General features: G+C 63.9%; 18 protein-coding genes and 1 tRNA gene. 13 read left to right on the forward strand and 6 right to left on the reverse strand.

Annotated elements, in window-relative coordinates:
• Positions 1 to 98: 98 nt before the first annotated feature.
• Positions 99 to 4,832, reverse strand: a complete 4,734-nt coding sequence (gltB, locus tag LB564_RS16065; protein ID WP_224539123.1) for a glutamate synthase large subunit — start codon at positions 4,830 to 4,832, stop codon at positions 99 to 101.
• 490 nt (positions 4,833 to 5,322) lie between these two features.
• Between gltB and LB564_RS16070 the strand changes: the two genes are divergently transcribed.
• Positions 5,323 to 6,375 (forward strand): threonine aldolase family protein, encoded by a 1,053-nt coding sequence (locus LB564_RS16070; protein WP_140704383.1) that lies wholly within the window; start codon positions 5,323 to 5,325, stop codon positions 6,373 to 6,375.
• 73 nt (positions 6,376 to 6,448) lie between these two features.
• Here the strand turns inward: LB564_RS16070 and LB564_RS16075 are convergent, their stop codons facing one another.
• Entirely contained in the window at positions 6,449 to 6,916 is a 468-nt protein-coding gene (locus LB564_RS16075; RefSeq protein WP_140704381.1) for an Hsp20 family protein, read from the reverse strand.
• 499 nt (positions 6,917 to 7,415) lie between these two features.
• Here LB564_RS16075 and LB564_RS16080 point away from each other — a divergent pair, with 499 nt between their 5' ends.
• The 4 genes from LB564_RS16080 (at position 7,416) to LB564_RS16095 (ending at position 9,944) form a co-directional block, all read left to right on the forward strand.
• Entirely contained in the window at positions 7,416 to 8,393 is a 978-nt protein-coding gene (locus LB564_RS16080) for an alpha/beta fold hydrolase (RefSeq protein ID WP_140704379.1), read from the forward strand.
• Positions 8,394 to 8,558: 165 nt separating this feature from the next.
• A complete protein-coding gene (locus LB564_RS16085) occupies positions 8,559 to 8,714 on the forward strand; it encodes a hypothetical protein (protein ID WP_181173637.1) in 156 nt (51 codons plus the stop codon).
• Between the two features lie 3 nt (positions 8,715 to 8,717).
• Positions 8,718 to 8,948: a DUF1127 domain-containing protein gene (locus LB564_RS16090; protein ID WP_140704377.1), complete on the forward strand. Its 231-nt coding sequence runs from the start codon at positions 8,718 to 8,720 to the stop codon at positions 8,946 to 8,948.
• A 165-nt stretch (positions 8,949 to 9,113) separates the two neighbouring features.
• Positions 9,114 to 9,944 (forward strand): helix-turn-helix transcriptional regulator, encoded by an 831-nt coding sequence (locus tag LB564_RS16095; RefSeq protein ID WP_140704375.1) that lies wholly within the window; start codon positions 9,114 to 9,116, stop codon positions 9,942 to 9,944.
• A gap of 12 nt (positions 9,945 to 9,956) precedes the next feature.
• On the opposite strand, the gene hisN is transcribed toward LB564_RS16095, so the two are convergent.
• Together hisN and LB564_RS16105 are read right to left on the reverse strand one after the other, a co-directional pair.
• A complete protein-coding gene (hisN, locus tag LB564_RS16100; protein ID WP_224539125.1) occupies positions 9,957 to 10,730 on the reverse strand; it encodes a histidinol-phosphatase in 774 nt (257 codons plus the stop codon).
• 311 nt (positions 10,731 to 11,041) lie between these two features.
• Positions 11,042 to 11,983, reverse strand: coding sequence for an N-formylglutamate amidohydrolase (locus tag LB564_RS16105; protein ID WP_140704372.1), 942 nt, complete (start codon positions 11,981 to 11,983; stop codon positions 11,042 to 11,044).
• Positions 11,984 to 12,146: 163 nt separating this feature from the next.
• Here LB564_RS16105 and cpdR point away from each other — a divergent pair, with 163 nt between their 5' ends.
• Positions 12,147 to 12,509 carry a cell cycle two-component system response regulator CpdR gene (cpdR, locus tag LB564_RS16110; RefSeq protein WP_006199474.1) on the forward strand — a complete coding sequence of 121 codons (363 nt, stop codon included), beginning with the start codon at positions 12,147 to 12,149 and terminating at the stop codon, positions 12,507 to 12,509.
• 115 nt (positions 12,510 to 12,624) lie between these two features.
• Positions 12,625 to 12,699, forward strand: a tRNA-Val gene (locus tag LB564_RS16115).
• Positions 12,700 to 12,795: 96 nt separating this feature from the next.
• On the opposite strand, the gene LB564_RS16120 is transcribed toward LB564_RS16115, so the two are convergent.
• Both LB564_RS16120 and LB564_RS16125 read right to left on the reverse strand, forming a co-directional pair.
• The gene (locus LB564_RS16120) at positions 12,796 to 13,002 is read right to left on the reverse strand and encodes a hypothetical protein (RefSeq protein WP_224539127.1); all 207 of its coding nucleotides are present in this window, start codon (positions 13,000 to 13,002) and stop codon (positions 12,796 to 12,798) included.
• Between the two features lie 233 nt (positions 13,003 to 13,235).
• Entirely contained in the window at positions 13,236 to 14,390 is a 1,155-nt protein-coding gene (locus LB564_RS16125) for a dihydrodipicolinate synthase family protein (RefSeq protein ID WP_224539129.1), read from the reverse strand.
• A 242-nt stretch (positions 14,391 to 14,632) separates the two neighbouring features.
• Between LB564_RS16125 and LB564_RS16130 the strand changes: the two genes are divergently transcribed.
• The 6 genes from LB564_RS16130 to LB564_RS16150 are packed head-to-tail and all read left to right on the forward strand — an operon-like array spanning position 14,633 to position 21,018.
• Positions 14,633 to 15,685, forward strand: coding sequence for a LacI family DNA-binding transcriptional regulator (locus LB564_RS16130; RefSeq protein ID WP_140704367.1), 1,053 nt, complete (start codon positions 14,633 to 14,635; stop codon positions 15,683 to 15,685).
• Positions 15,682 to 15,810 (forward strand): hypothetical protein, encoded by a 129-nt coding sequence (locus LB564_RS31480; RefSeq protein WP_263491352.1) that lies wholly within the window; start codon positions 15,682 to 15,684, stop codon positions 15,808 to 15,810. Before LB564_RS16130 ends, LB564_RS31480 begins: the two co-directional genes overlap by 4 nt.
• Positions 15,807 to 17,408 (forward strand): acyl CoA:acetate/3-ketoacid CoA transferase, encoded by a 1,602-nt coding sequence (locus LB564_RS16135; RefSeq protein ID WP_224539130.1) that lies wholly within the window; start codon positions 15,807 to 15,809, stop codon positions 17,406 to 17,408. Before LB564_RS31480 ends, LB564_RS16135 begins: the two co-directional genes overlap by 4 nt.
• Positions 17,401 to 18,177 carry an enoyl-CoA hydratase/isomerase family protein gene (locus LB564_RS16140; RefSeq protein ID WP_224539132.1) on the forward strand — a complete coding sequence of 259 codons (777 nt, stop codon included), beginning with the start codon at positions 17,401 to 17,403 and terminating at the stop codon, positions 18,175 to 18,177. Before LB564_RS16135 ends, LB564_RS16140 begins: the two co-directional genes overlap by 8 nt.
• Positions 18,178 to 18,194: 17 nt before the next feature.
• A complete protein-coding gene (locus tag LB564_RS16145) occupies positions 18,195 to 19,706 on the forward strand; it encodes an aldehyde dehydrogenase family protein (protein ID WP_224539134.1) in 1,512 nt (503 codons plus the stop codon).
• 58 nt (positions 19,707 to 19,764) lie between these two features.
• Positions 19,765 to 21,018 carry an ABC transporter substrate-binding protein gene (locus tag LB564_RS16150; RefSeq protein WP_140704359.1) on the forward strand — a complete coding sequence of 418 codons (1,254 nt, stop codon included), beginning with the start codon at positions 19,765 to 19,767 and terminating at the stop codon, positions 21,016 to 21,018.
• Positions 21,019 to 21,083 lie beyond the last annotated feature (65 nt).

Raw genomic sequence — 21,083 nt, forward strand, 5'->3', positions numbered from 1 at the left:
GTTAACCTCTTGAGGCAGCCATGGCAACCTTGAGCCCGAGGTCAAACAGTCGATGAAGGGGGCCGGGAAGCCTGCGCTCCCCGGCAATTCTCAAAAATCTATTCCGCCGCGACGCCCATGCGCATGCGTTCCATCTCGATCAGCGCGCGGCGGTATTCGACCGGCATGATCTTGCGGAATTTCGGCCGGAACGCCGTCCAGTCGTCGAGGATCTCCCGGCCGCGCACCGAACCCGTATAGTGGACGTGGTTCGAGATCAGCTGGTAGAGCCGTTCCTCGTCATGGCTGGTCATGTCGCCGGAAACGTCGACGCGGCCCTTGTGGTCGAGGTCGCCGCCATGGTGCAGCAACTTTTCCATCAGGTCGTCTTCTTCTGGAACCGGCTCCAGCTCGACCATGGCCATGTTGCAGCGCTCGGCGAAATCGCCCGCCTCGTCAAGCACATAAGCGACACCGCCCGACATGCCGGCGGCGAAGTTGCGGCCGGTCTTGCCGATGACGACGACGACGCCGCCGGTCATGTATTCGCAGCCATGGTCGCCGACGCCTTCGACGACGGCGGCCACGCCCGAATTACGCACCGCGAAGCGCTCGCCGGCGACCCCGGCGAAATAGGCCTCGCCCTCGGTGGCGCCATAGAGAACCGTATTGCCGACGATGATGGAGTCGGCCGCGACGATCCTTGCCTCTTCAGGCGGCCGGATGACGATGCGCCCGCCCGAGAGGCCCTTGCCGACATAGTCGTTGGCGGCGCCGACGAGCTCGAACGAGATGCCGCGCGCCAGGAAGGCGCCGAAGGACTGGCCGGCGGTTCCGGTGAGCTTGACCTGAATCGTGTCCTCACGCAGGCCCTTGTGCCTGAAGCGCTTGGCCACCTCGCCCGACAGCATGGCGCCCGTCGAGCGATCGACATTGCGGATATCGACCTCGATCTTGACCGGCTGCTTGGCCTCCAGCGCGGGCTTGGCCAGTTCGATCAGCTTGCGGTCGAGCACATCGTCGATCGGGTGCTTCTGCCGCTCGGTCCAATGCACCGCCTCATGCGGTGCATTGGGCTTGTAGAACATCTTCGAGAAGTCCAGCCCTTGCGCCTTCCAGTGCTGGATCACGTCGCGCTTTTCCAGAAGGTCGGCGTCGCCGATGATCTGGTCGATATGGGTGAAGCCCATTTCGGCGAGCAGCGCCCGCACCTCTTCGGCCACGTAGAAGAAGAAGTTGATGACGTGCTCGGGCGTGCCCTTGAAGCGCTTGCGCAGCACCGGGTCCTGCGTCGCGACGCCGACCGGGCAGGTGTTGAGATGGCACTTGCGCATCATGATGCAGCCGGCCGCGATCAGCGGCGCGGTCGAGAAGCCGAACTCGTCGGCGCCGAGCAGCGCGCCGATAATGACGTCGCGCCCGGTGCGCAGGCCGCCATCGACTTGCAGCGCCACGCGTGAGCGCAAGCCGTTCAGCACCAGCGTCTGGTGCGTTTCGGCAAGGCCCATTTCCCAAGGGCTGCCGGCATGCTTGAGCGAGGTCAGCGGCGAAGCGCCGGTGCCGCCATCATAGCCCGAGATGGTGATGTGGTCGGCACGCGCCTTGGCGACACCGGCGGCAACCGTGCCGACACCGACTTCCGACACCAGCTTGACCGACACATCGGCCGCCGGATTGACGTTCTTCAAATCATAGATCAGCTGCGCCAGATCCTCGATCGAGTAGATGTCGTGATGTGGCGGTGGCGAGATCAGGCCGACGCCAGGCGTCGAGTGCCTCACCTTGGCGATGGTCGCGTCGACCTTATGACCGGGCAACTGGCCGCCCTCGCCGGGCTTGGCGCCCTGCGCCACCTTGATCTGCATGACATCGGAATTGACGAGATACTCGGCCGTCACCCCGAACCGTCCCGAGGCGACCTGCTTGATCGCCGAGCGTTCCGGGTTCTTGCCGCCGCCAGGCAGCGGCAGATAACGGTCGGCCTCTTCGCCGCCCTCGCCGGTGTTCGACTTGCCGCCGATCTGGTTCATGGCGCGCGCCAACGTGGTGTGCGCCTCCCTGGAAATCGAGCCGAACGACATCGCACCGGTCGAGAAGCGCTTGACGATCTCGGCCGCCGGCATAACGTCGTCGAGCGCCACCTTCTTGCGCCCGGTTTCGTCCGCCAGTCTGATCTTGAACAGGCCGCGAATGGTCTGCGCGCGGGCTGTCTCGCTGTCGATCTGCGCGGAATACTCCTTGAACGTGTCCCACGAGCCCTGGCGCACGGCGTGCTGCAAGGTGGCGACCGCGTCCGGCGACCACATATGCGCCTCGCCGCGCATGCGGAACAGATATTCGCCACCGACCTCCAGGCTGTTGCGCAGCACCGGATCGCTGCCAAAACCATCCGTATGGCGGCTGACGGTTTCACCCGCGACCTCATCGAGCCCCACACCTTCGATCAGCGTCGCGGTGCCGGTGAAGTATTGCTGCACGAAATCCGACTTCAGCCCGATGGCGTCGAAGATCTGCGCGCCGCAATAGGACTGGTAGGTCGAGATGCCCATCTTGGACATCACCTTGAGGATGCCCTTGCCGATCGACTTGATGTAGCGCGACACCACTTCATAAGCGTCGACCTCTTCCGGCAGCTCGCCGCGCTTGTGCATGTCGAGCAGCGTGTCGAAGGCGAGATAGGGATTGATCGCTTCGGCGCCATAGCCGGCAAGGCAGCAGAAATGATGCACCTCGCGCGGCTCGCCCGATTCGACGACCAGGCCGACCGCGGTGCGCAACCCCTTGCGGATCAGGTGGTGGTGCACAGCGGCCGTGGCCAGCAGCGCGGGAATGGCGATGCGGTCCGGTCCGAGCTGGCGGTCGGACAGTATGATGATGTTGTAGCCGCCGGCGACAGCCGCCTCGGCCCGCTCGCACAGACGTTCGACGGCGCCTTGCATGCCGGCGGCGCCCTCGCTCGACCCATAGGTGATGTCGATCGTCTTGGTGTCGAAACGGTCCTCGGTGTGGCCGATGGAACGGATCTTTTCCAGATCGCCATTGGTCAGGATCGGCTGGCGCACTTCGAGCCGCTTGCGGCGCGAATTGCCGACCAGGTCGAAGATGTTCGGCCGCGGCCCGATGAAGGACACCAGGCTCATCACCAGTTCCTCGCGGATCGGGTCGATCGGCGGGTTGGTGACCTGGGCGAAATTCTGTTTGAAATAGGTGTAGAGCAGCTTCGACTTGTCCGACATCGCCGAGATCGGCGTGTCGGTGCCCATCGAGCCCACGGCTTCCTGGCCGGTGGTCGCCATCGGCGACATCAACAGCTTGGTGTCTTCCTGGGTATAGCCGAACGCCTGCTGGCGATCGAGCAGGCTGACATCCTTGCGCAGCGCGCGCGGCTCGACCGGCTTCAGGTCTTCGAGGATGAGCTGCGTGTTGGCGAGCCAGGTCTTGTAGGGGTGCCTGGTCGCGATCTCCGACTTGATCTCCTCGTCGGGGACGATGCGGCCCTTGGCGAGGTCGATCAGAAGCATGCGGCCGGGCTGCAGGCGCCACTTCTGGACGATCTTCTCCTCCGGCACCGGCAGGACGCCGGCTTCCGAAGCCATGATGACGCGATCGTCATCGGTGACGATGTAGCGCGCCGGACGCAGGCCGTTGCGATCGAGCGTGGCGCCGATCTGGCGGCCGTCGGTGAAGGCGACCGCCGCCGGCCCGTCCCACGGCTCCATCAACGCCGCATGGTACTCGTAGAAGGCCTTGCGGTCTTGATCCATGAGCTTGTTGCCGGCCCAGGCTTCCGGGATCAGCATCATCATGGCGTGGCTGAGGCTGTAGCCGCCCTGGAACAGGAACTCGAGCGCGTTGTCGAAGCACGCGGTGTCGGACTGGCCGTCATAGGAGATCGGCCAGAGCTTCGAGATGTTGTTGCCGAACAGTTCGGAATCGACGGATGCCTGGCGCGCCGCCATCCAGTTGTTGTTGCCGCGCACGGTGTTGATCTCGCCATTATGCGCGACCATGCGATAGGGATGCGCCAGCTTCCATGACGGGAAGGTGTTGGTCGAGAAGCGCTGGTGGACGAGGATCAGCGCGGTCTCGAAACGCGGGTCCTTGAGGTCCTTGTAATAGGCGCCGACCTGGTAGGCCAGGAACATGCCCTTGTAGACGATGGTGCGCGCCGACAAGGACACGCAATAGGCGCCAATGTCCTTGTTGTCGTTCTCGGCGTAGATGCGGCCCGAGATGACCTTGCGCAGCAGATAGAGCCTGGCCTCGTATTCCTCGTCGTCGGTGATGTCGGGCGTGCGGCCGATGAAGACCTGGCGGTGGAACGGCTCGGACGCGACGATATCAGGCGCCTTCGACAGCGACGAATTGTCGACCGGCACGTCACGGAAACCGATGAGCGGCAGCCCCTCGGACTGTGCCGATTCGGCGATGATATCCTCGATATGGGCGCGCAGCGCTTCATTCTGCGGCATGAACCAGTGTCCGACGCCGTACTGGCCAACCGGTGGCAGTTCGATACCTTGGGCCGCCATCTCCTCACGGAAAAAAACATCCGGAAGCTGCACCAGCACGCCGGCGCCGTCGCCGACCAGCGGATCGGCGCCAACGGCGCCGCGATGCGTCAGGTTCTCGAGCACGGCAAGCCCGTCCTTGACGATTTGATGCGACTTCACGCCCTTCATGTTGACGATGAAGCCGACGCCGCAGGCGTCATGCTCGTTGCGCGGGTCGTAGAGGCCCTGGGCGCTCAGGCCGCCGGTAGTCGAGCGATTTTTGGCCGAGGTATTTTTGACGGCGGCCGCTTCCGTCTGCGCGGCCTGGCCGTTCGTCGCAGAGAGCGTCAATTCCGTCATTGTCCTATCCTCCGTTCCGCACCACAGGGCATTGGTCAGCCTGGGGCGCTGGTTTGCCTTGGCGAGCACTTGGGCTCGCCCTTCATCCTTGCGGCACGTCTTGCGAAATCGCCGAACCAGGCGGCACGCCGCTGGGTTCACATCTGGTATCGTACAGGCCAGAGCTGGTCCGTCCACCTGTCGCTCGCGACAAAAGCCGGAGTGGCCCAAACGATACGCCAATCCAGCCTGTTTTGTGCGACAAAATAAGACAGCACTACTGTCCTAAATTTTTATGACAGAAATCCAGGACCCACACAAGACCGATTCACAAAAAACTTGGCCGCCCCGCGACACAATATTTCGTGAGGCGAGCGCAAACCGCAAGCTTCGGTCTTAGACGGCGCTGCGGGCCTGACGCTGGCTTTACCCGTTTTCTGGTGGCTGGCTCTTGCGGGCATGCCATGAAACCGGTCAAGGTCCCGGCGATTTTCCCAACACAGGCAAACGCATGTTCTTCGCTTCCGACAATTGGGCAGGCGCCCACCCAAGCATTGCGGCCGGCCTCTCGGCCCATACCGGCGGCTTTTCGACCGCCTATGGCGATGGTGCCCTTGACCAGGCCGTCTATCAGCGCTTCAACGAGATTTTCGAGCGGGAAGTCGCCGTGTTCTTCGTGGCGACCGGCACCGCCGCCAATTCGCTGTCGCTGACGGCCTACAACAAGCCCGGCGGCATTTCCTTCGCGCACCGCGAATCGCATGTCATCGAGGACGAGTGCGGCGCGCCCGAATTCTTTTCCGGCGGCTCGCGGCTGCACGCCGTCGATGGGTCCCTGGGCAAGATCGAGCCGCACAATCTGGACAGGGCGATCAGCCGTTTCGCCGGCGAAGTAGTGCATTGGGGCCGGCCGATGGCCGTCTCGATCACCCAGTCGACCGAGGTCGGCACGGTCTATGGCCTGGCCGACATCGAAGCGATCGCGGCGATCGCCAGACACCATTCCGTGCCGCTGCACATGGACGGCGCCCGCTTTGCCAATGCGCTGGCCGCGCTTGACACCACGCCGGCCGAAATGACCTGGAAACGCGGCGTCGACATCCTGTCCTTCGGCGGCACCAAGAACGGCTGCTGGTGCGCCGAGGCGATCGTCCTGTTCGACCTCGACCGGGCCAAGGAACTGTCCTTCCTGCGCAAGCGTGCCGCTCAGCTGTTTTCGAAGTCGCGCTTCGTCGCGGCCCAGTTCGAAGCCTATTTCAAGGACGGGCTGTGGCTCGACACCGCCAGGCATGCCAACGCCATGGCCGCGCGCCTGGCCGCGGCGATCGAGGATTCGGCCACGGCCAAGCTCGCCTGGCTGCCGCAGGCCAACGAGGTGTTCGCGGTGATCAAGAACACCGAAGCCGAGAAACTGCAGGCGGCGGGCGCCGCCTTCTACGACTGGCACAGGCCGCATGGCTTTGACGGCCATGTCGGTGAGGACGAGTTGCTCTATCGCTTCGTCACCAGCTTCGCCACCACCTCCGAGGAGGTCGATCGTTTCGGCCAGTTGATCGCCGGATAACAGCGATCCCACGGACAACAAAAAAAGCGGCGCCTTTCGGCGCCGCTTCCGTCTCGGGAGGAGACTTTAGGAGTTACGCAGCGGTCTTGGCCTCGATCTGCTTGGCCTTGGCCGGAGCCGAGGTGATCGCGATCTTGCGCGGCTTCAATTCCTCGGGAATGTTGCGCTTGAGGTCGACGAAGAGCAGGCCGTTCTTCAGCGCGGCGCCGACGACTTCAACGTGATCGGCAAGCTGGAAGCGGCGCTCGAAGGACCTGGAGGCGATACCGCGATAGAGCAACTCGGAGCCTTCGCCGGTGCCCTCGTCCTTGCGCTCACCCTTCACGGTCAGCACATTGCGATGGGCTTCGATCGAGATCTCTTCATCCGAGAAGCCGGCAACCGCCATCGAGATGCGGTAGGAATCCTCGCCGGTGCGCTCGATGTTATAGGGAGGATAGGTCTGCGCGCCATCGGGCTGCGCGAGCGAATCCAGCATCGTGAAGAGACGGTCGAAGCCGACGGTCGAACGGTAAAGCGGGGAAAAATCAACGTGACGCATGAGGTGTTCTCCTGTTGAGCAACATGGTTTGCGTATGGCCGGTGCGAAACCCGTGAGCGGCGTTTCGGCTGGACCAGCGGCCCCGACATTGGCGGCCGCAGGAGACATTTGGGAAGCGGACTGAGCCATTTCAAGATTTTTGATTGGCGGCGGATCCGTCTGTTCGCTCGTGCTCCGGTGATCCCTGATGAACGGCAGATGAACCGGCGCTTCGGTCCGCGTTCAGACAGAAGCTGGTATGGTCCAGTCAACTTCAAGGACTAGCGGCGCTGGAAATCTGACTTCCCATGCATCCGCAACGAGGCCGAACCGGGTGTTAACGTCCCTTCCTCCCGGATCGACAGGGGCCGGAAGCACGCCTTCGAGCGGCTTCCGGCCTTCCCCGTTGCCGGTCTTGCCGCACCCGGAATTCCTTTGCTTTTGACGCATTGGCGTCTATCACCTTGACGGGCCGGCCCTATCAGGCGGGCACCCGAAGACGCCAAGCACGAAGCGCCGAATGACGGACCTTTTCCACGACACACCCTTTTTTCACGAAGTCGAGGGCAATCCGCGACCGGAAAACGCCACGGGCGGCTTCTTCACCACGCGCGACGGCAAAAAGATACGTTATGGCCTGTTCGCGGCGGTCGCGCGTCCAATGCGTGGCACAGTGGTGCTGCTCGGCGGCCGCAACGAGTGTATCGAGAAATATTTCGAGACCATCCGCGACCTCGCCGCCCGCGGCTTCGGCGTCGCCACCCTCGACTGGCGCGGCCAGGGCGATTCCGACCGGCTGATCCGCGATCGCCAGCGCGGCTATGTCAGGTCGTTCCGCGACTATACGGCTGACCTGGAGCAGTTCTTCGAGGAGATCGTGCTGCCGGACTGCCGTGGCCCCTACTACATCCTCGCCCATTCCGCCGGCGCGGTGATCACGCTGCTTGCAGCGCCGTCGATGGTGAACCGCGTGCGGCGCATGGTGCTGATCGCGCCGTTCCTGACATTGCCCGACCTGCCCGTCTCGATCAGGACGGTGCGCCGGGTCTGTTCGGTTTTCTGCGCCCTGGGGCTTGGCTGGCTCTATGCCGCCTGGGGTCCACGGCCAAGACACACGCTGCCCTTCGAAGCCAACAAGGTGACGTCGGATCCGCAGCGCTACCGCCGCAACACGCGCATCTATGAAGAATATCCGCAACTGGCGCTCGGCGGCCCGACGATCCGCTGGCTGCAGGCGGCGGCGAAGGCGTCGGAAGCCATCAGCGACCCCGACTTCATGGCCCGCATCCAAGTGCCGCTGCTGATCATCGCCGCTGGTGCCGACCAGGTCGTCTCGACCAAGGCGGTGGAAACATACGCCAGAAATCTGAGGCTCGGTTCGCTGTTGATGATCGACGGCGCCAAGCACGAGATCCTGCAGGAAGTCGACCTCTACCGCGAACAATTCCTCGCCGCCTTCGACGCCTTCATCCCCGGCTCGGACGACCCAACGGCCTGACCGGTGCCGCGGCATCTCCACAGGCCGGCATAGCTGACACCCCGTTGTCAGGAAGAGCGCACCAGCCGACCCCTCGGCAGGCAAAGTGCTAAAGATTCTGACAGCCCCCGCCGCCCCGGAATGCTCATCTGTCCGCGTCGAATTGAACGCCAAGGAGATGAGATCATGACCGAGAAAACCTGCGCCGCCTGCGATTGCCAGCTCGATGCCAACCCGATCCGGGTCAAGGTCGGCGGCAAGACCGTCGAAGTCTGCTGCGAGGAATGCGCGCAAGCGCTGAACGAAGCCGGCGCCTCGGCGGCCGGTGCAGGCGAGGATTGAGCAATGTGTGCCGACTACACAGCAGCGCAGCGCCTGGCCGGCGCGGCGCCGGCAGCACGCGCCACGACCATGCGGCGGTCCTTGCAAGCCCAATGCGTCGCGGCGGCGAGATGGTTCGGCTGCCAGATGGAGAAACGAAGAAGCCGCCTCGCCTTGCTCGAAATGAGCGATGAACAGCTCAAGGACATCGGGCTGTCGCGCGGCCAGGCCTATGCGGAATTCAGGCGGCGCTAACAAGAAGCAAGAGCAGGTCGCCGTTTTCAATGAAAAGCGACCTGCTCTTGGGATTGAGAAGCGCCTGTCGAAGAAGTCTCCTGACAGGATTGGGCAGGCCGCTTGCGTAAACTGCCATCCGCAATTCCGGATTCGTTTCCGGCATGAGGGACGAGCGCAACGGCCATGTCGCAATTCACGGTGCAGCCGCTTCTGGACACCGGTACCGTCCGGGTGAGGGACGTCGTCTGCAGCGGCACATGCCGTCACAGGAGCGATGAGGAATGCACTGGCGCCACGCATCTGGCGTTTCCCTATCGCGGTGTCTTCGTGCGCCATGTCGGCCGCAACGACGCGGTCGCGGAAGCCAACCAACTGCTGTTCTTCAACGAGGCCGAGCCTTATCGGGTCAGCCACCCCGTCGAGGGCGGCGACGCCTGCCTCGATCTCGTCATCGAGGAAGGCCAGTTGCGCGAGCTGGCGCCGAAGGAGCAGCTGCGCTTCGGCGGCATGCTGGCGTTTCGGCGCCAGCGCCGGCGCATCGATCCGCGCGCACAGGCGCTGGTGGCGCTGCTGCGCCACGGCCTGAGCCGCAACGTCGCCGAAACGCTGGAGGCAGAGACGCTTGCGCTGACTCTGGTGCGGCGCTCGCTCGGCGAGCGCACCTCGCATGTCGCGGGCGCCAGCCCGGGCAGGCAGAAGCTGGTCGACCGCGCCAAGCTCGTTTTGTCTTCGGACCTGTCGCGACGTTGGACGCTGGCCGGGATTGCCGCCGAGGTCGGCGTCTCGCCGGTCTACCTGACGCAGTTGTTCCAGCAGGTCGAGGCCATGCCGCTCTATCGCTATCATCTGCGCCTGCGGCTGGCGCGTGCGCTCGACCTGCTTGGCCGCTACGACAATCTGACCACGCTGGGCATGGATCTCGGCTTCTCCAGCCACAGCCATTTCAGTGCGGCATTCAAGCAGGCCTACGGGCGCACGCCGGCGGAATTCCAGCGTTCGATACGACCGCGCTGACCAGTGGCGACATCAGCCGCGCAGCGCAGCCATGGCGGCGGCATGAAGCTCCGGTGTCGCGGCCGCCAGCACATCGCCACCATTCTCCGCCGGGCCGCCGTCGAAAGTGGTGACGACACCGCCGGCCTTCTCGATGATCGGGATCAGCGCGACGATGTCATAGGGCTTCAATCCGGGATCGGCGACGATGTCGACGCTGCCCGAGGCGATCATGGCGAAGGCGTAGCAATCGGCGCCATAGCGGGCGAGCTGGATCTGCTTTTCAAACGCATCGTAGCGCGTGCGCGCCTCGCCCTTGAACAGCGCCGGCGTGGTGGTGAACAGCGTCGCCTCATCTAGCTTCGTCGTCTTGCGGGTTGTCAGCTTGCGCCGCCCGCCCGGCCCTTCATAGTGCGAACCCGAGGCATTGGCGTAGAACAGTTCACCGGTGAAGGGCTGCGCCATCATGCCGGCGACCGCGTCGCCATCGACCGTCAGCCCGACCAGCGTCCCCCAGACCGGCAAGCCGGAGATGAAGGCGCGCGTGCCGTCGATCGGATCGATCACCCAGACATGCCGGCTGGAAATGTTCTCGCTGCCATGCTCCTCGCCCAGAATGCCGTGGTCGGGATACTCGGCCGATATCAGCGCCCTGATGGCGCGTTCCGCTTCGCGGTCGGCCTCGGTGACCGGGTCGAAACTGCCCTTTTCCTTGTTGGCGACCGCGCCCTGGGCGCGAAAGCGCGGCAAGGTCTCGGCCGCCGCCGCTTGCGCGATACGGCGCATGAAATCGATGCTGATGTCCAATTGATTCTCCCGCGTTGCGGCGTGCCCGAGCCGGCCTTGCCGCGACTTTCCCACCAAAACAAGCCAGTTTATCGATTTATCCGCCGCAATAACTGTTGCCAGAATGTCACGCGAACGTCATCGAGATCCAATTTCCACATCACTCTGAATTAAAAAACCCGTGATCGCTTGACATTTGTGCGCTGCACAATACCCTCAGCCTCGGACAGGGTTTCCTGTCCATGCCCTCCTTGGGCGTTTCCTCCCTAGACTTCGACCGTATCGTGCAAACGATGCGGTCTTTTTTTAAGCCGAGAGCCCGGCTGCGAGTTTTATTCGGCCGCCAGCGGCAGGTCGATGAAATGATGGTCCGGCATTGCCATCAGATCGGCTGAAAATCGCGTCAGGTCGTCGGCCAGCGCGTCGAAGCCCGCCCCCTTCTCGAATGTCCGCTCATTCATGTAGAGCCCACGATTGACCTCGATCTGCAGTGCGTGCAGATGGCGCGCCGGACGGCCATAGTGCTCGGTGATGAAGCCGCCGGCATAAGGCTTGTTGTGGGCAACGGTATAACCCATCGCGGTCAGCAGGCCGATCGCGGTCTCAGTCAAGGCCGCGGTGGCCGAGATGCCGAAACGGTCGCCGACGATGAAATCCGGCCGCAGCCCGCTGTCGCCGACCCGGATGCTCGCCGGCATCGAATGGCAGTCGATCAGCACGGCAAAGCCGAAACGGGCATGGGTCCTGGTCAAAAGCCGCTTCAGCGTTTCGTGATAGGGCTTGTAGACGGCCTCGATGCGTCCGACCGCCTCGGCGAGCGGCAAGCGGCCCGCATAGATGTCGAGCCCCTCGCCCACCAGCTTCGGCACGGTGCCGAGCCCGCCCGCCACGCGCGCGGAGCGGATGTTGCAGAAGGACGGCACCGGCTCGGCGAACATGCGCGGGTCGAGTTCCCAGGGCTCGCGGTTGACGTCGAGATAGGCACGCGGGAAATTCGCCGCCAGCATCGGCGCGCCGAGCGCCACCGCGCCGCCGAACAGCTCGTCGACATAGCAGTCCTCCGACCGGCGGATGGCGTTGCGATCGAGCCTCGCCATGGCAAGGAAGCGTTCGGGATAGTAGCGGCCGCTATGCGGCGAGTTGAACAGGAAGGGGACGCGCTGCTCGGCGCCCGACCGGATTTCGAAGGGTGGAAAGACCGAAAAATCCTCGGCTGCCGTCTTCAATTTGAACGAACCCGAAAACACCAGTGCATCATGACATGAAACTGCCACCTTGCTGGCCGCGTGTCCAGCATTTCGCCGCGCGCCTGGCCCTGCCAAATGCGGATAATGCTTCGCCGCGTTCACTTGATGTTTACCGTCACCTCCTCATATACAGGATGGTTAACGGGCTGCCCCGGCGGCAGGCTCGGGCGGGTGATTCGGACGGGATATCATGGCACGCATTCTTCTGGCGGAAGACGACGACGATATGCGTCGGTTCCTCGTCAAGGCGCTGGAACGCGCCGGCTACCAGGTCAGCGATTTCGACAACGGCGCCAGCGCCTATGAGCGGCTGCGCGAGGAACCGTTCTCGCTGCTTTTGACCGACATCGTCATGCCCGAGATGGACGGCATCGAACTGGCGCGCCGGGCCACCGAGATCGACCCCGACCTCAAGGTCATGTTCATCACCGGTTTCGCCGCCGTCGCGCTGAACCCGGATTCCAAGGCGCCGAAAGACGCCAAGGTGCTGTCCAAGCCCTTCCACCTGCGCGATCTCGTCAACGAGGTCGAGAAGATGCTGCAGGCAGCCTGAGCCGCCTTCCGCAAGCCGCCGGCGTCAGTCCACGGTCTGCTGTGAGACGACGTGTTTTCCTCTTTTCCCGCTATTGACGCGCCGGACCAAAAATGGTGTATGCGCGGCTTCGGATGGGCGTGTAGCTCAGCGGGAGAGCACTGCATTGACATTGCAGGGGTCACAGGTTCAATCCCTGTCACGCCCACCATCCAGATCCAAGCCGGCTGAGTAGATGAGATAAGGCGGTAGGGCCTGGCCGCTGCTTCGCGCCCTGATTTCCCCACTGCCCTATTCCCTTATCGAATCATTGCGGTGTCGGATCAGGCGTATTGCCCGGCCGGTCATGCCCGCCATTGCCGTCGCGGCAAGGCGCGTCGCCGACGCCGCAGCATTTGCCATGGTAGGTCAGGTTCGGCTTCAGATTATCGCAGTCCCTGGTGTTGGTCGTCTTGCAGCCGGCCAGCACCGAAACGGCGATGGCGGCCAGAAGGACGCTTCTCGAGATAGTCATATAAATTTCTCCTCAATGGATCGTGTTGGTACACGCCGCTTGGTCGCATCCAGGGAGAAAATGGTTCAAGGCAGCTGCGAATTTTCAGATCAAGCACTCGGCGGCCAGCGTCTCGGGGCGTGCGGGATTCGATCGTCATCCATCGGAGCGCTCGCGCTACCGATGCGATCAGCGGGTTTTGCGAGGGTCAGCCACAACGCTCGAGTGGCTGGCTACGGGCAAAGCTGTACCGCTCAGACACCCGCGACCGCGCAGAGGCTCTTCATCCTGGCAATCGCCATGTCCGGATCGGCCAGCAAGCCTGCCTGGTCGGCGAGGCGAAAGACTTCGGCATAATGGCGGATGCCGCGCGCCGACTGCATGCCGCCGACCATCGAAAAATGGTCCTGGTGGCCGTTGAGCCACGCCATGAAGACGATGCCGGCCTTGTAATATTCGGTCGGCGCCTCGAAGATTTTTCGTGACAGCGGCACCGTCGGCGCCATCAGCGCGTCGTAGCCGGCACGATCGCCGTCAGCCAGCTTCGCCAGCGCCGCATTGGCAACCGGAGCGATCGCGTCGAAAATGCCGAGCAGCGCGTGCGAGTGTCGCTTGCCGTCTCCGGCGATCAGTTCGGGATAATTGAAGTCGTCGCCGGTGAACATCACCACGCCATCCGGCAGCCGGCTCCTGAGCGCGACCTCCTTGCCGGCGTCGAGCAGCGATATCTTGATGCCTTCGACCTTGCCGGCATGCCGCTCGATGATGGCGACCACCGTATTGAGCGCGGTCTCGAAATCGGCGCTGCCCCAATAACCCTTCAAGGCCGGGTCGAACATGTCGCCCAGCCAGTGCAGGATGACCTTGCCGGAGGCCTGGCCCAATATGCGGTCGTAGACCAAGGCATAGTCATCCGGGCCCTTGGCGACGGCCGCCAGCGCGCGGCTGGCCATCATGATCGTCTTGCCGCCCTGCCCCTCGATGAAAGCGAACTGCTCCTCATAGGCGGCGATCACATCGTCCAGTGTCCTGGCCGACGCCGGCGCCAGATGGTCCGTGCCCGCGCCAGAGGCGAGATCGGCGCCGGCGACGCTGCGCGCCTCCGCGATCGAACGGCGGATCAGTTCTTTTGCATTCGTCCAGTCGAGACCCATGCCGCGCTGCGACGTATCCATGGCCTCGGCGATGCGGAAGCCGAGCCGCCACAGATGATGACGAAACGCCATCGTCCTGTCCCAGTCGACAACGGGCCGCGACCACGGATCGGTCATTCCCAAGGGATCGGCAACGACATGCGCGGCGGCATAGGCGATGCGCGGGAACCGCGCGCCGATGTCTGGCTGGACCGGCTGTCCGACAAGCGCGTAGCGGCTGCTGCGGCCACCCTCGCCAGGCAAGGCAATATCCATCGATCTCTCCCTTGGCCGCGCCTAATAAATGGAACGTTCCAATAAATCAAGAACCTTTAGGATTCGAAGCGCGCCGCAGCACCATTGCTGCGTCGCAATACCAAGCGCATTGATGCACATGTGGTTTGAGCACGTATGATCGCCTCTTCCGACGGAGAAAGAAACCCGATTGACTCACCCATGGCCCAGCGATTAGAACGTTCCAATAGATTTGATCGAGAAAACCGGGAGGAGACATCGGGATGGCCAGCCGGGCCAAGGCGACGATCTTCGACATTGCCCGCGAGGCAGGCGTGTCCAAATCGACGGTGTCGCTCGTGCTCCAGGGCAGCGGGCTGATCCGTCCCGAGACCGCGGTCAAGGTTCGCAAGGCGATCGAGGATGTGGGCTATGTCTACAACCGCGGCGCCGCCAACCTGCGCAAGGCCCATTCCAACGTCATCGGCATGGTCATCAACGATCTCACCAATCCGTTCTTCGCGGAACTGGCGGTTGGCATGGAGCGCGTCTTCCAGTCGGCCGGCATCGTGCCGTTCATCGCCAATACGGCGGAGAATCCGGTACGCCAGGAAGAGGTCCTGAAATCCCTGATGGAGCAAGGCGTCGCCGGCCTCATCGTTTCGCCGGCGCGCGGCACCACGCCAGGCGCCTTCCGGCGGCTGGAGTTGGCGGGCGTGCCCGTCGTTTTCGCCATGCGCCGCTTGCCGGAAAGCCGCATCCCGGTGATCACGCCCGATAATCATCGTGGCGCCTATCTCGCCACCGCTCATCTTATCGGCAAGGGGCATCGCCGCCTGGCCTTCTTCGGCGGCTCGTCCGACCTGGTGGTCTACCACGAGCGCCTGGGCGGCTTTCATGAGGCCTGCGAGACGCTCGGCATCGCTGCCCGCGACGCTCTGGTCATCGAGGGCGAGACCAACCGCAAGGGCGGCATGGCTTGCCTGGAAACCTCGTTTGCATTGGCCGAGCCGCCGACTGCGGCGCTCTGCTTCAACGATGCCGTCGCCTTCGGCGCCATGCTGGCGCTGCGCAAGCGCGGACTCGAGCCCGGCGCGGATTTCGCCGTCGTCGGCTTCGACGATGTGGTCGAGGCCGAACACTATGTGCCGGCGCTGACCAGCGTCGCGGTCAACACCGCCGGCCTCGGCGAACGCGCCGCCCACGTCATGCTCAAGATGATCCAATCGCGCACCACGCGCGCCGAGGACCATATCGGCGCCGTCAATCTCGTGGTCAGGGAAAGCTGTGGTCCGGATCGCCGCACGCGGAACCGGCCCGCGGGAGGCGCGGTATGAGCATCAAGTGGCGTCTGAGTGGCGCCGGCACGATCCGGCCGCTCGCCACGGCCGAGGCGGCATTGCAATCGGGCAATTTCGCCAGAGCCTTCAAGATCGACCCGAAACTCGGGAGCATGAATTGAGCAAGGTCGTTTCATCGGCGCAGGCAGCCAGCCTGATCAAGGACGGCATGGTCGTCTCGGTCTCGTCGTCGAGCGGCCTTGGCTGTCCCGACGCCGTGCTCTCTGCCATCGGCGAACGCTTCGACAGCGAGGGCCATCCGAAGGACATCACCACGCTGCACCCGATCGCCGCCGGCGACATGTATGGCATCAAGGGCATCGATCATCTGGCCAAGCCCGGCCTGTTGAAGCGCACGCTGTGCGGCTCCTATCCGTCCGGCCCCTCGTCCGCCGAACCGCCGCAGATCTGGAAGATGATCGGCGACAATTCGGTCGCCGCCTATAACGTGCCGTCCGGCATCCTGTTCGACATGCATCGCGAAGCAGCCGCCAAGCGGCCGGGCGTGCTGACCAAGATCGGGCTCGACACTTTCGCCGACCCACGCCACCAGGGCTGCGCCATGAACGACGCGGCGAACGAGCCGATCGTCTCGGTGCAGCAATTCGACGGCGAGGAGTGGCTCTATTTCCGCGCCATCGTCCCTCACATTTCGATCATCCGCGCCACCACGGCGGACGAGCGCGGCAACCTGACCTACGAGCATGAGGGCGCCTATCTCGGCGGCCTGGAACAGGCGCTCGCCGCCCGCAACAATGGCGGCATCGTCATCGCGCAGGTCAAGCGCGTCGTCGAGAACGGCACGCTGAAGCCGCATGATGTGCGCGTGCCCGGCGTGCTGGTCGATCATGTCGTGGTGGCGCCGGACCAGTTGCAGACGACGCTGACGCCCTACGATCCCGCAATCTCAGGCGAGATCTTCCGGCCGCTGTCGAGCTTCCGCAATGCCGAGATGAACGTCCAGAAGGTGATCGCGCGCCGCGTCGCCATGGAGCTGCGCGACGGCATGGCCGTCAACATCGGCTTCGGCATCTCGGCCAATGTGCCACGCATCCTCCTGGAGGAAGGCCAGCACGGCAAGGTCACCTGGGTGATCGAACAAGGTGCCGTCGGCGGCGTGCCGCTGCTCGACTTCAAGTTCGGCTGCGCTTCCAACGCCGAGGCGATCATGCCATCGCCGCATCAGTTCATTTATTTCCAGGCCGGCGGCTTCGACGCCTCGCTGTTGTCCTTCCTGCAGATCGACCGCCATGGCTCGGTCAACGTGTCCAGGCTTTCGGCGCGGCCGCATGTCACCGCCGGGGCCGGCGGCTTCGTCGACATCACGGCGCGGGCGAAGAAGATCGTGTTTTCCGGTTTCTTCAATGCCGGCGCCAAGCTGTCGCTCGCCAATGGCGGCATCCGCATCGACGCGGAAGGCAAGGTCAAGAAGATCGTCGAGGCGGTCGAGCACATCTCCTTCTCGGGTAAGCGTGCAGTCGCGCAGGGACAGGACATCACCTATGTCACCGAGCGCTGCGTGATGAAGCTGACGCCGGACGGGCTGATGGTGACGGAACTGGCGCCTGGCATAGACCTCGAGCGCGATGTGCTTGGTCAAGCCGAGTTTCCGCTCAATGTAGCCAACGACCTCAAGGTGACGCCGGCCGCGCTCTACCAGGATCGGCCGATCGGCCTGTCGCTCAATGGCGGCGCCTCGCTCGGAGGCGCGCATGGCTGAACGCCTCGTCACCTTCGAGCAGGATGGCGCCATTGGGGTCATTACCTTGCGCCGGGCGGAAAAATTCAACGCGCTCGACGTCCCGATGCTGCGCGCGCTGGAAGCGGCGCTGGATGAGGCGGAAAGCGCCGAAGGCGTGCGCGTCGTGCTTCTGCGCGGCGAAGGCAAGGGATTTTGCGCCGGCGGCGATGTCGAGGCCTGGGGCGGCATGAATGCCGCCGATTTCCAGGTGCAATGGGTGCGCTATGGCCATCGGGTCTTCGACCGGCTGGCACGGCTGCGGCAACCGACGATCGCCGTCCTGTCCGGCCATGCGCTCGGCGGCGGGCTGGAACTGGCCGTCGCCTGTGATTTTCGTGTGGCGGAAACCCAGGTGAAGCTCGGTTTTCCCGAAACTTCGATCGGCGTCGTCCCCGGCTGGTCCGGCACGCAACGCGCGGTGCGCCGCTTCGGCGCGCAGCCGGTGCGTCGCATGGCTCTCGGCGGCGAGATTTTCCTGGCTGCCGAAGCACTTGCGCTAGGCATCGTCGACCGCGTCGTCGGGACCGGCAAGGCGTCGGATGAAGCCAAGGCCTGGGCCGAAAAGATCGCCCAGCGCGGCCCGCTGGCGACCGAAGCCGCCAAGCTGATGATCGCCATTGCCGAAGGTGAGGAAAGCGCTGCCGCCACCGAAGCCCTTGCCAGCGGCTTCATTGCGCTCACCGGCGATCTCAAGGCCGGCGTCGACGCCTTTAAGATCAGGCAGAAGCCCGTCTTTTCGCGTTCCTAGGACAGAGTGGAAATCACATGAATGCAGCTCTGAAGATTTCCATGCCGGCCGAGGCTGCCGCCGCGCCGAAAGCATACAAGCTGCTGATCGACGGCAAGCATGTCGATGCCCGTGACGGCCGCGTGCTGGAACGCAGGAGCCCCGGCCACGGCTTCACCGTCTCACATTATGCTCAGGCCGGCGAGGCTGAGGTGGAAGCGGCGATACAGGCCGCGCACAAGGCGTTCGAAACCGGCCCCTGGCCCCGCATGAAGGCAGCCGAGCGTGCCGCGATCCTGCTCAAGGCCGCGGATCTGATCGAGGGGCGGCTGGAAGGGATCGCCCGGCTCGATGCGCTGGAATCGGGCAAGCCGATCGCCCAGGCGCGCGGCGAGATCGGCGGCGCCGTCGACATCTGGCGCTATGCCGCCTCGCTTGCCCGCACGCTGCACGGCGAGAGCTACGCCAATCTCGGCGATACCATGCTGGGCGTCGTGCTGCGCGAGCCGATCGGTGTCGTCTCGATCATCACGCCATGGAATTTTCCGTTCCTGATCGTCAGCCAGAAACTGCCTTTCGCGCTCGCCGCCGGCTGCACGGCGGTGGTCAAGCCGAGCGAGATGACATCGGCCTCGACCTTCGTACTCGGCGACATCCTGATCGAGGCCGGCCTGCCCGCCGGCGTCGTCAACATCCTCGCCGGTCTGGGTAGCGATGTCGGCGCGCCGATGGTCAGCCATCCCCTGGTCGAGATGGTTTCGTTCACCGGCTCCACCCGTGTCGGCAAGATGACCATGGCCTCGGCCTCGAATTCGCTGAAGAAGGTCTCGATGGAGCTCGGCGGCAAGAACGGCCAGATCGTCTTCCCCGACGCCGATCTAGCCGCCGCCGCCGATGCAGCGGTGTTCGGCGGCTTCTTCAATGCCGGCGAATGCTGCAATGCCGGCAGCCGGCTGATCGTGCACGAGGCGATCGCCGACGATTTCCTGGCCGCCGTGAAGGCGCTGGCGGCCAAGGTAACGGTTGGCGACCCGCTTGACGACCTGACCAAGGTCGGCGCGATGATTTCGTCCGACCATCTGGCCAAGGTGACCGACTACGTGACCGCAGCCGCGAGCGACGGCGTCAGCATCTACAGCGGCGGGGCGCAACTGCCTTCCAATGCCGGCCACTATCTCGACCCGACGATCTTACGCAACGTCACCGAAAACATGGCCGTCGCCCGCGAGGAAGTGTTCGGGCCGGTGCTCTCGGTGCTGACTTTTGAAACGATTGAAAAGGCGTTGCACATAGCCAACAACACGCCCTATGGTCTCTCGGCGGGTGTGTGGAGCGCCAGCATCGACACCTGCATATCGGTGGCGCGGGGCGTGCGTTCGGGGACGGTCTGGGTGAACACGTTCATGGAAGGTTATCCAGAACTGCCGTTCGGTGGCTACAAGCAGTCGGGCCTGGGCCGCGAACTCGGCAAGCGCGCCGTCGAGGACTATACCGAGGAAAAGACAATCCAGTTTCATCGCGGCCAGCGCACCGGATGGTGGGTCGGCTGAGTTGGGAAGAACCCGGTGGGCTGCCACCGGTCGTGTAATGCAACAAGGGAGGAAGTACATGTTGCGCAAACTGCTTATCGGAACGGCGCTCGCATCGGGCCTGGCTTTCGCGGCCCATGCGGAAGACGTCAAGGAAGTGCAGATGCTGCATTGGTGGACGTCGGGCGGCGAAGCCGCCGCCCTCAACGTGCTCAAGGGCGATCTCGCCAAGGAAGGCTATGCCTGGAAGGACGTGCCGGTGGCCGGCGGCGGCGGCGATGCCGCCATGACCGCCCTGAAGGCGATGGTCGCGGCCGGCAACTACCCGACCGCCTCGCAGATGCTCGGCTATACCGTGCTCGACTATGCCGCGGCCGGCGTCATGGGCGATCTCACCGAAACGGCGAAGAAGGAAGGCTGGGACAAGTCGGTTCCGGCCGCCCTGCAGAAATTCTCCGTCTATGACGGCAAGTGGGTGGCTGCTCCGGTCAACGTCCACTCCGTCAACTGGCTGTGGATCAACAAGGCGGTGATGGACAAGATCGGCGGCACCGAGCCGAAGACCTTCGACGACTTCATCGCCCTGCTCGACAAGGCCAAGGCGGCCGGCGTCACCCCGCTCGCGCTTGGCGGCCAGAACTGGCAGGAAGCCACCATGTTCGATTCCGTCGTGCTGTCGACCGGCGGGCCTGAGTTCTACAAAAAGGCCATGAACGACCTGGACGATGAATCGCTCAAGTCCGACACGATGAAAAAGTCGTTCGACAATCTCGCCAAGCTCGTCACCTATGTCGACCCGAACTTCTCGGGCCGCGACTGGAACCTCGCCACCGCCATGGTCATCAAAGGGGATGCGCTGGTGCAGGTCATGGGCGACTGGGCCAAGGGCGAATTCCATGCCGCCAACAAGACTCCGGGCACCGACTTCCTCTGCTACCGCTTCCCGGGCACCGACGGCTCGGTGATCTACAACTCCGACATGTTCGGCATGTTCAACGTCCCGGACGACCGCAAGGCTGCCCAGGTCGCCCTGGCCACCGCCACTCTGTCGAAGAGCTTCCAGTCGGCCTTCAACGTCGTCAAGGGTTCGGTTCCGGCCCGCACCGACGTGCCTGACACCGACTTCGACGCTTGCGGCAAGAAGGGCATCGCCGACCTGAAGAAGGCCAATGAAGGCGGCACGCTGTTCGGCTCGCTGGCCCAGGGCTACGGCGCGCCTCCGGCTGTCGCCAATGCCTACAAGGACGTCGTCTCCAAGTTCGTCCACGGCCAGATCAAGACCTCGGACGAAGCCGTGACCGAACTGGTCAAGGCGATCGACGACGCCAAGTAAGCGTTACGCACCAAAACACCTTCCCCGCTCTGGCGGGGAAGGTTCCCGGTCTCTGAGGCCGATCG

The organism is Mesorhizobium sp. ES1-6 (assembly GCF_020164775.1).
Taxonomy (GTDB): Bacteria; Pseudomonadota; Alphaproteobacteria; order Rhizobiales; family Rhizobiaceae; genus Mesorhizobium.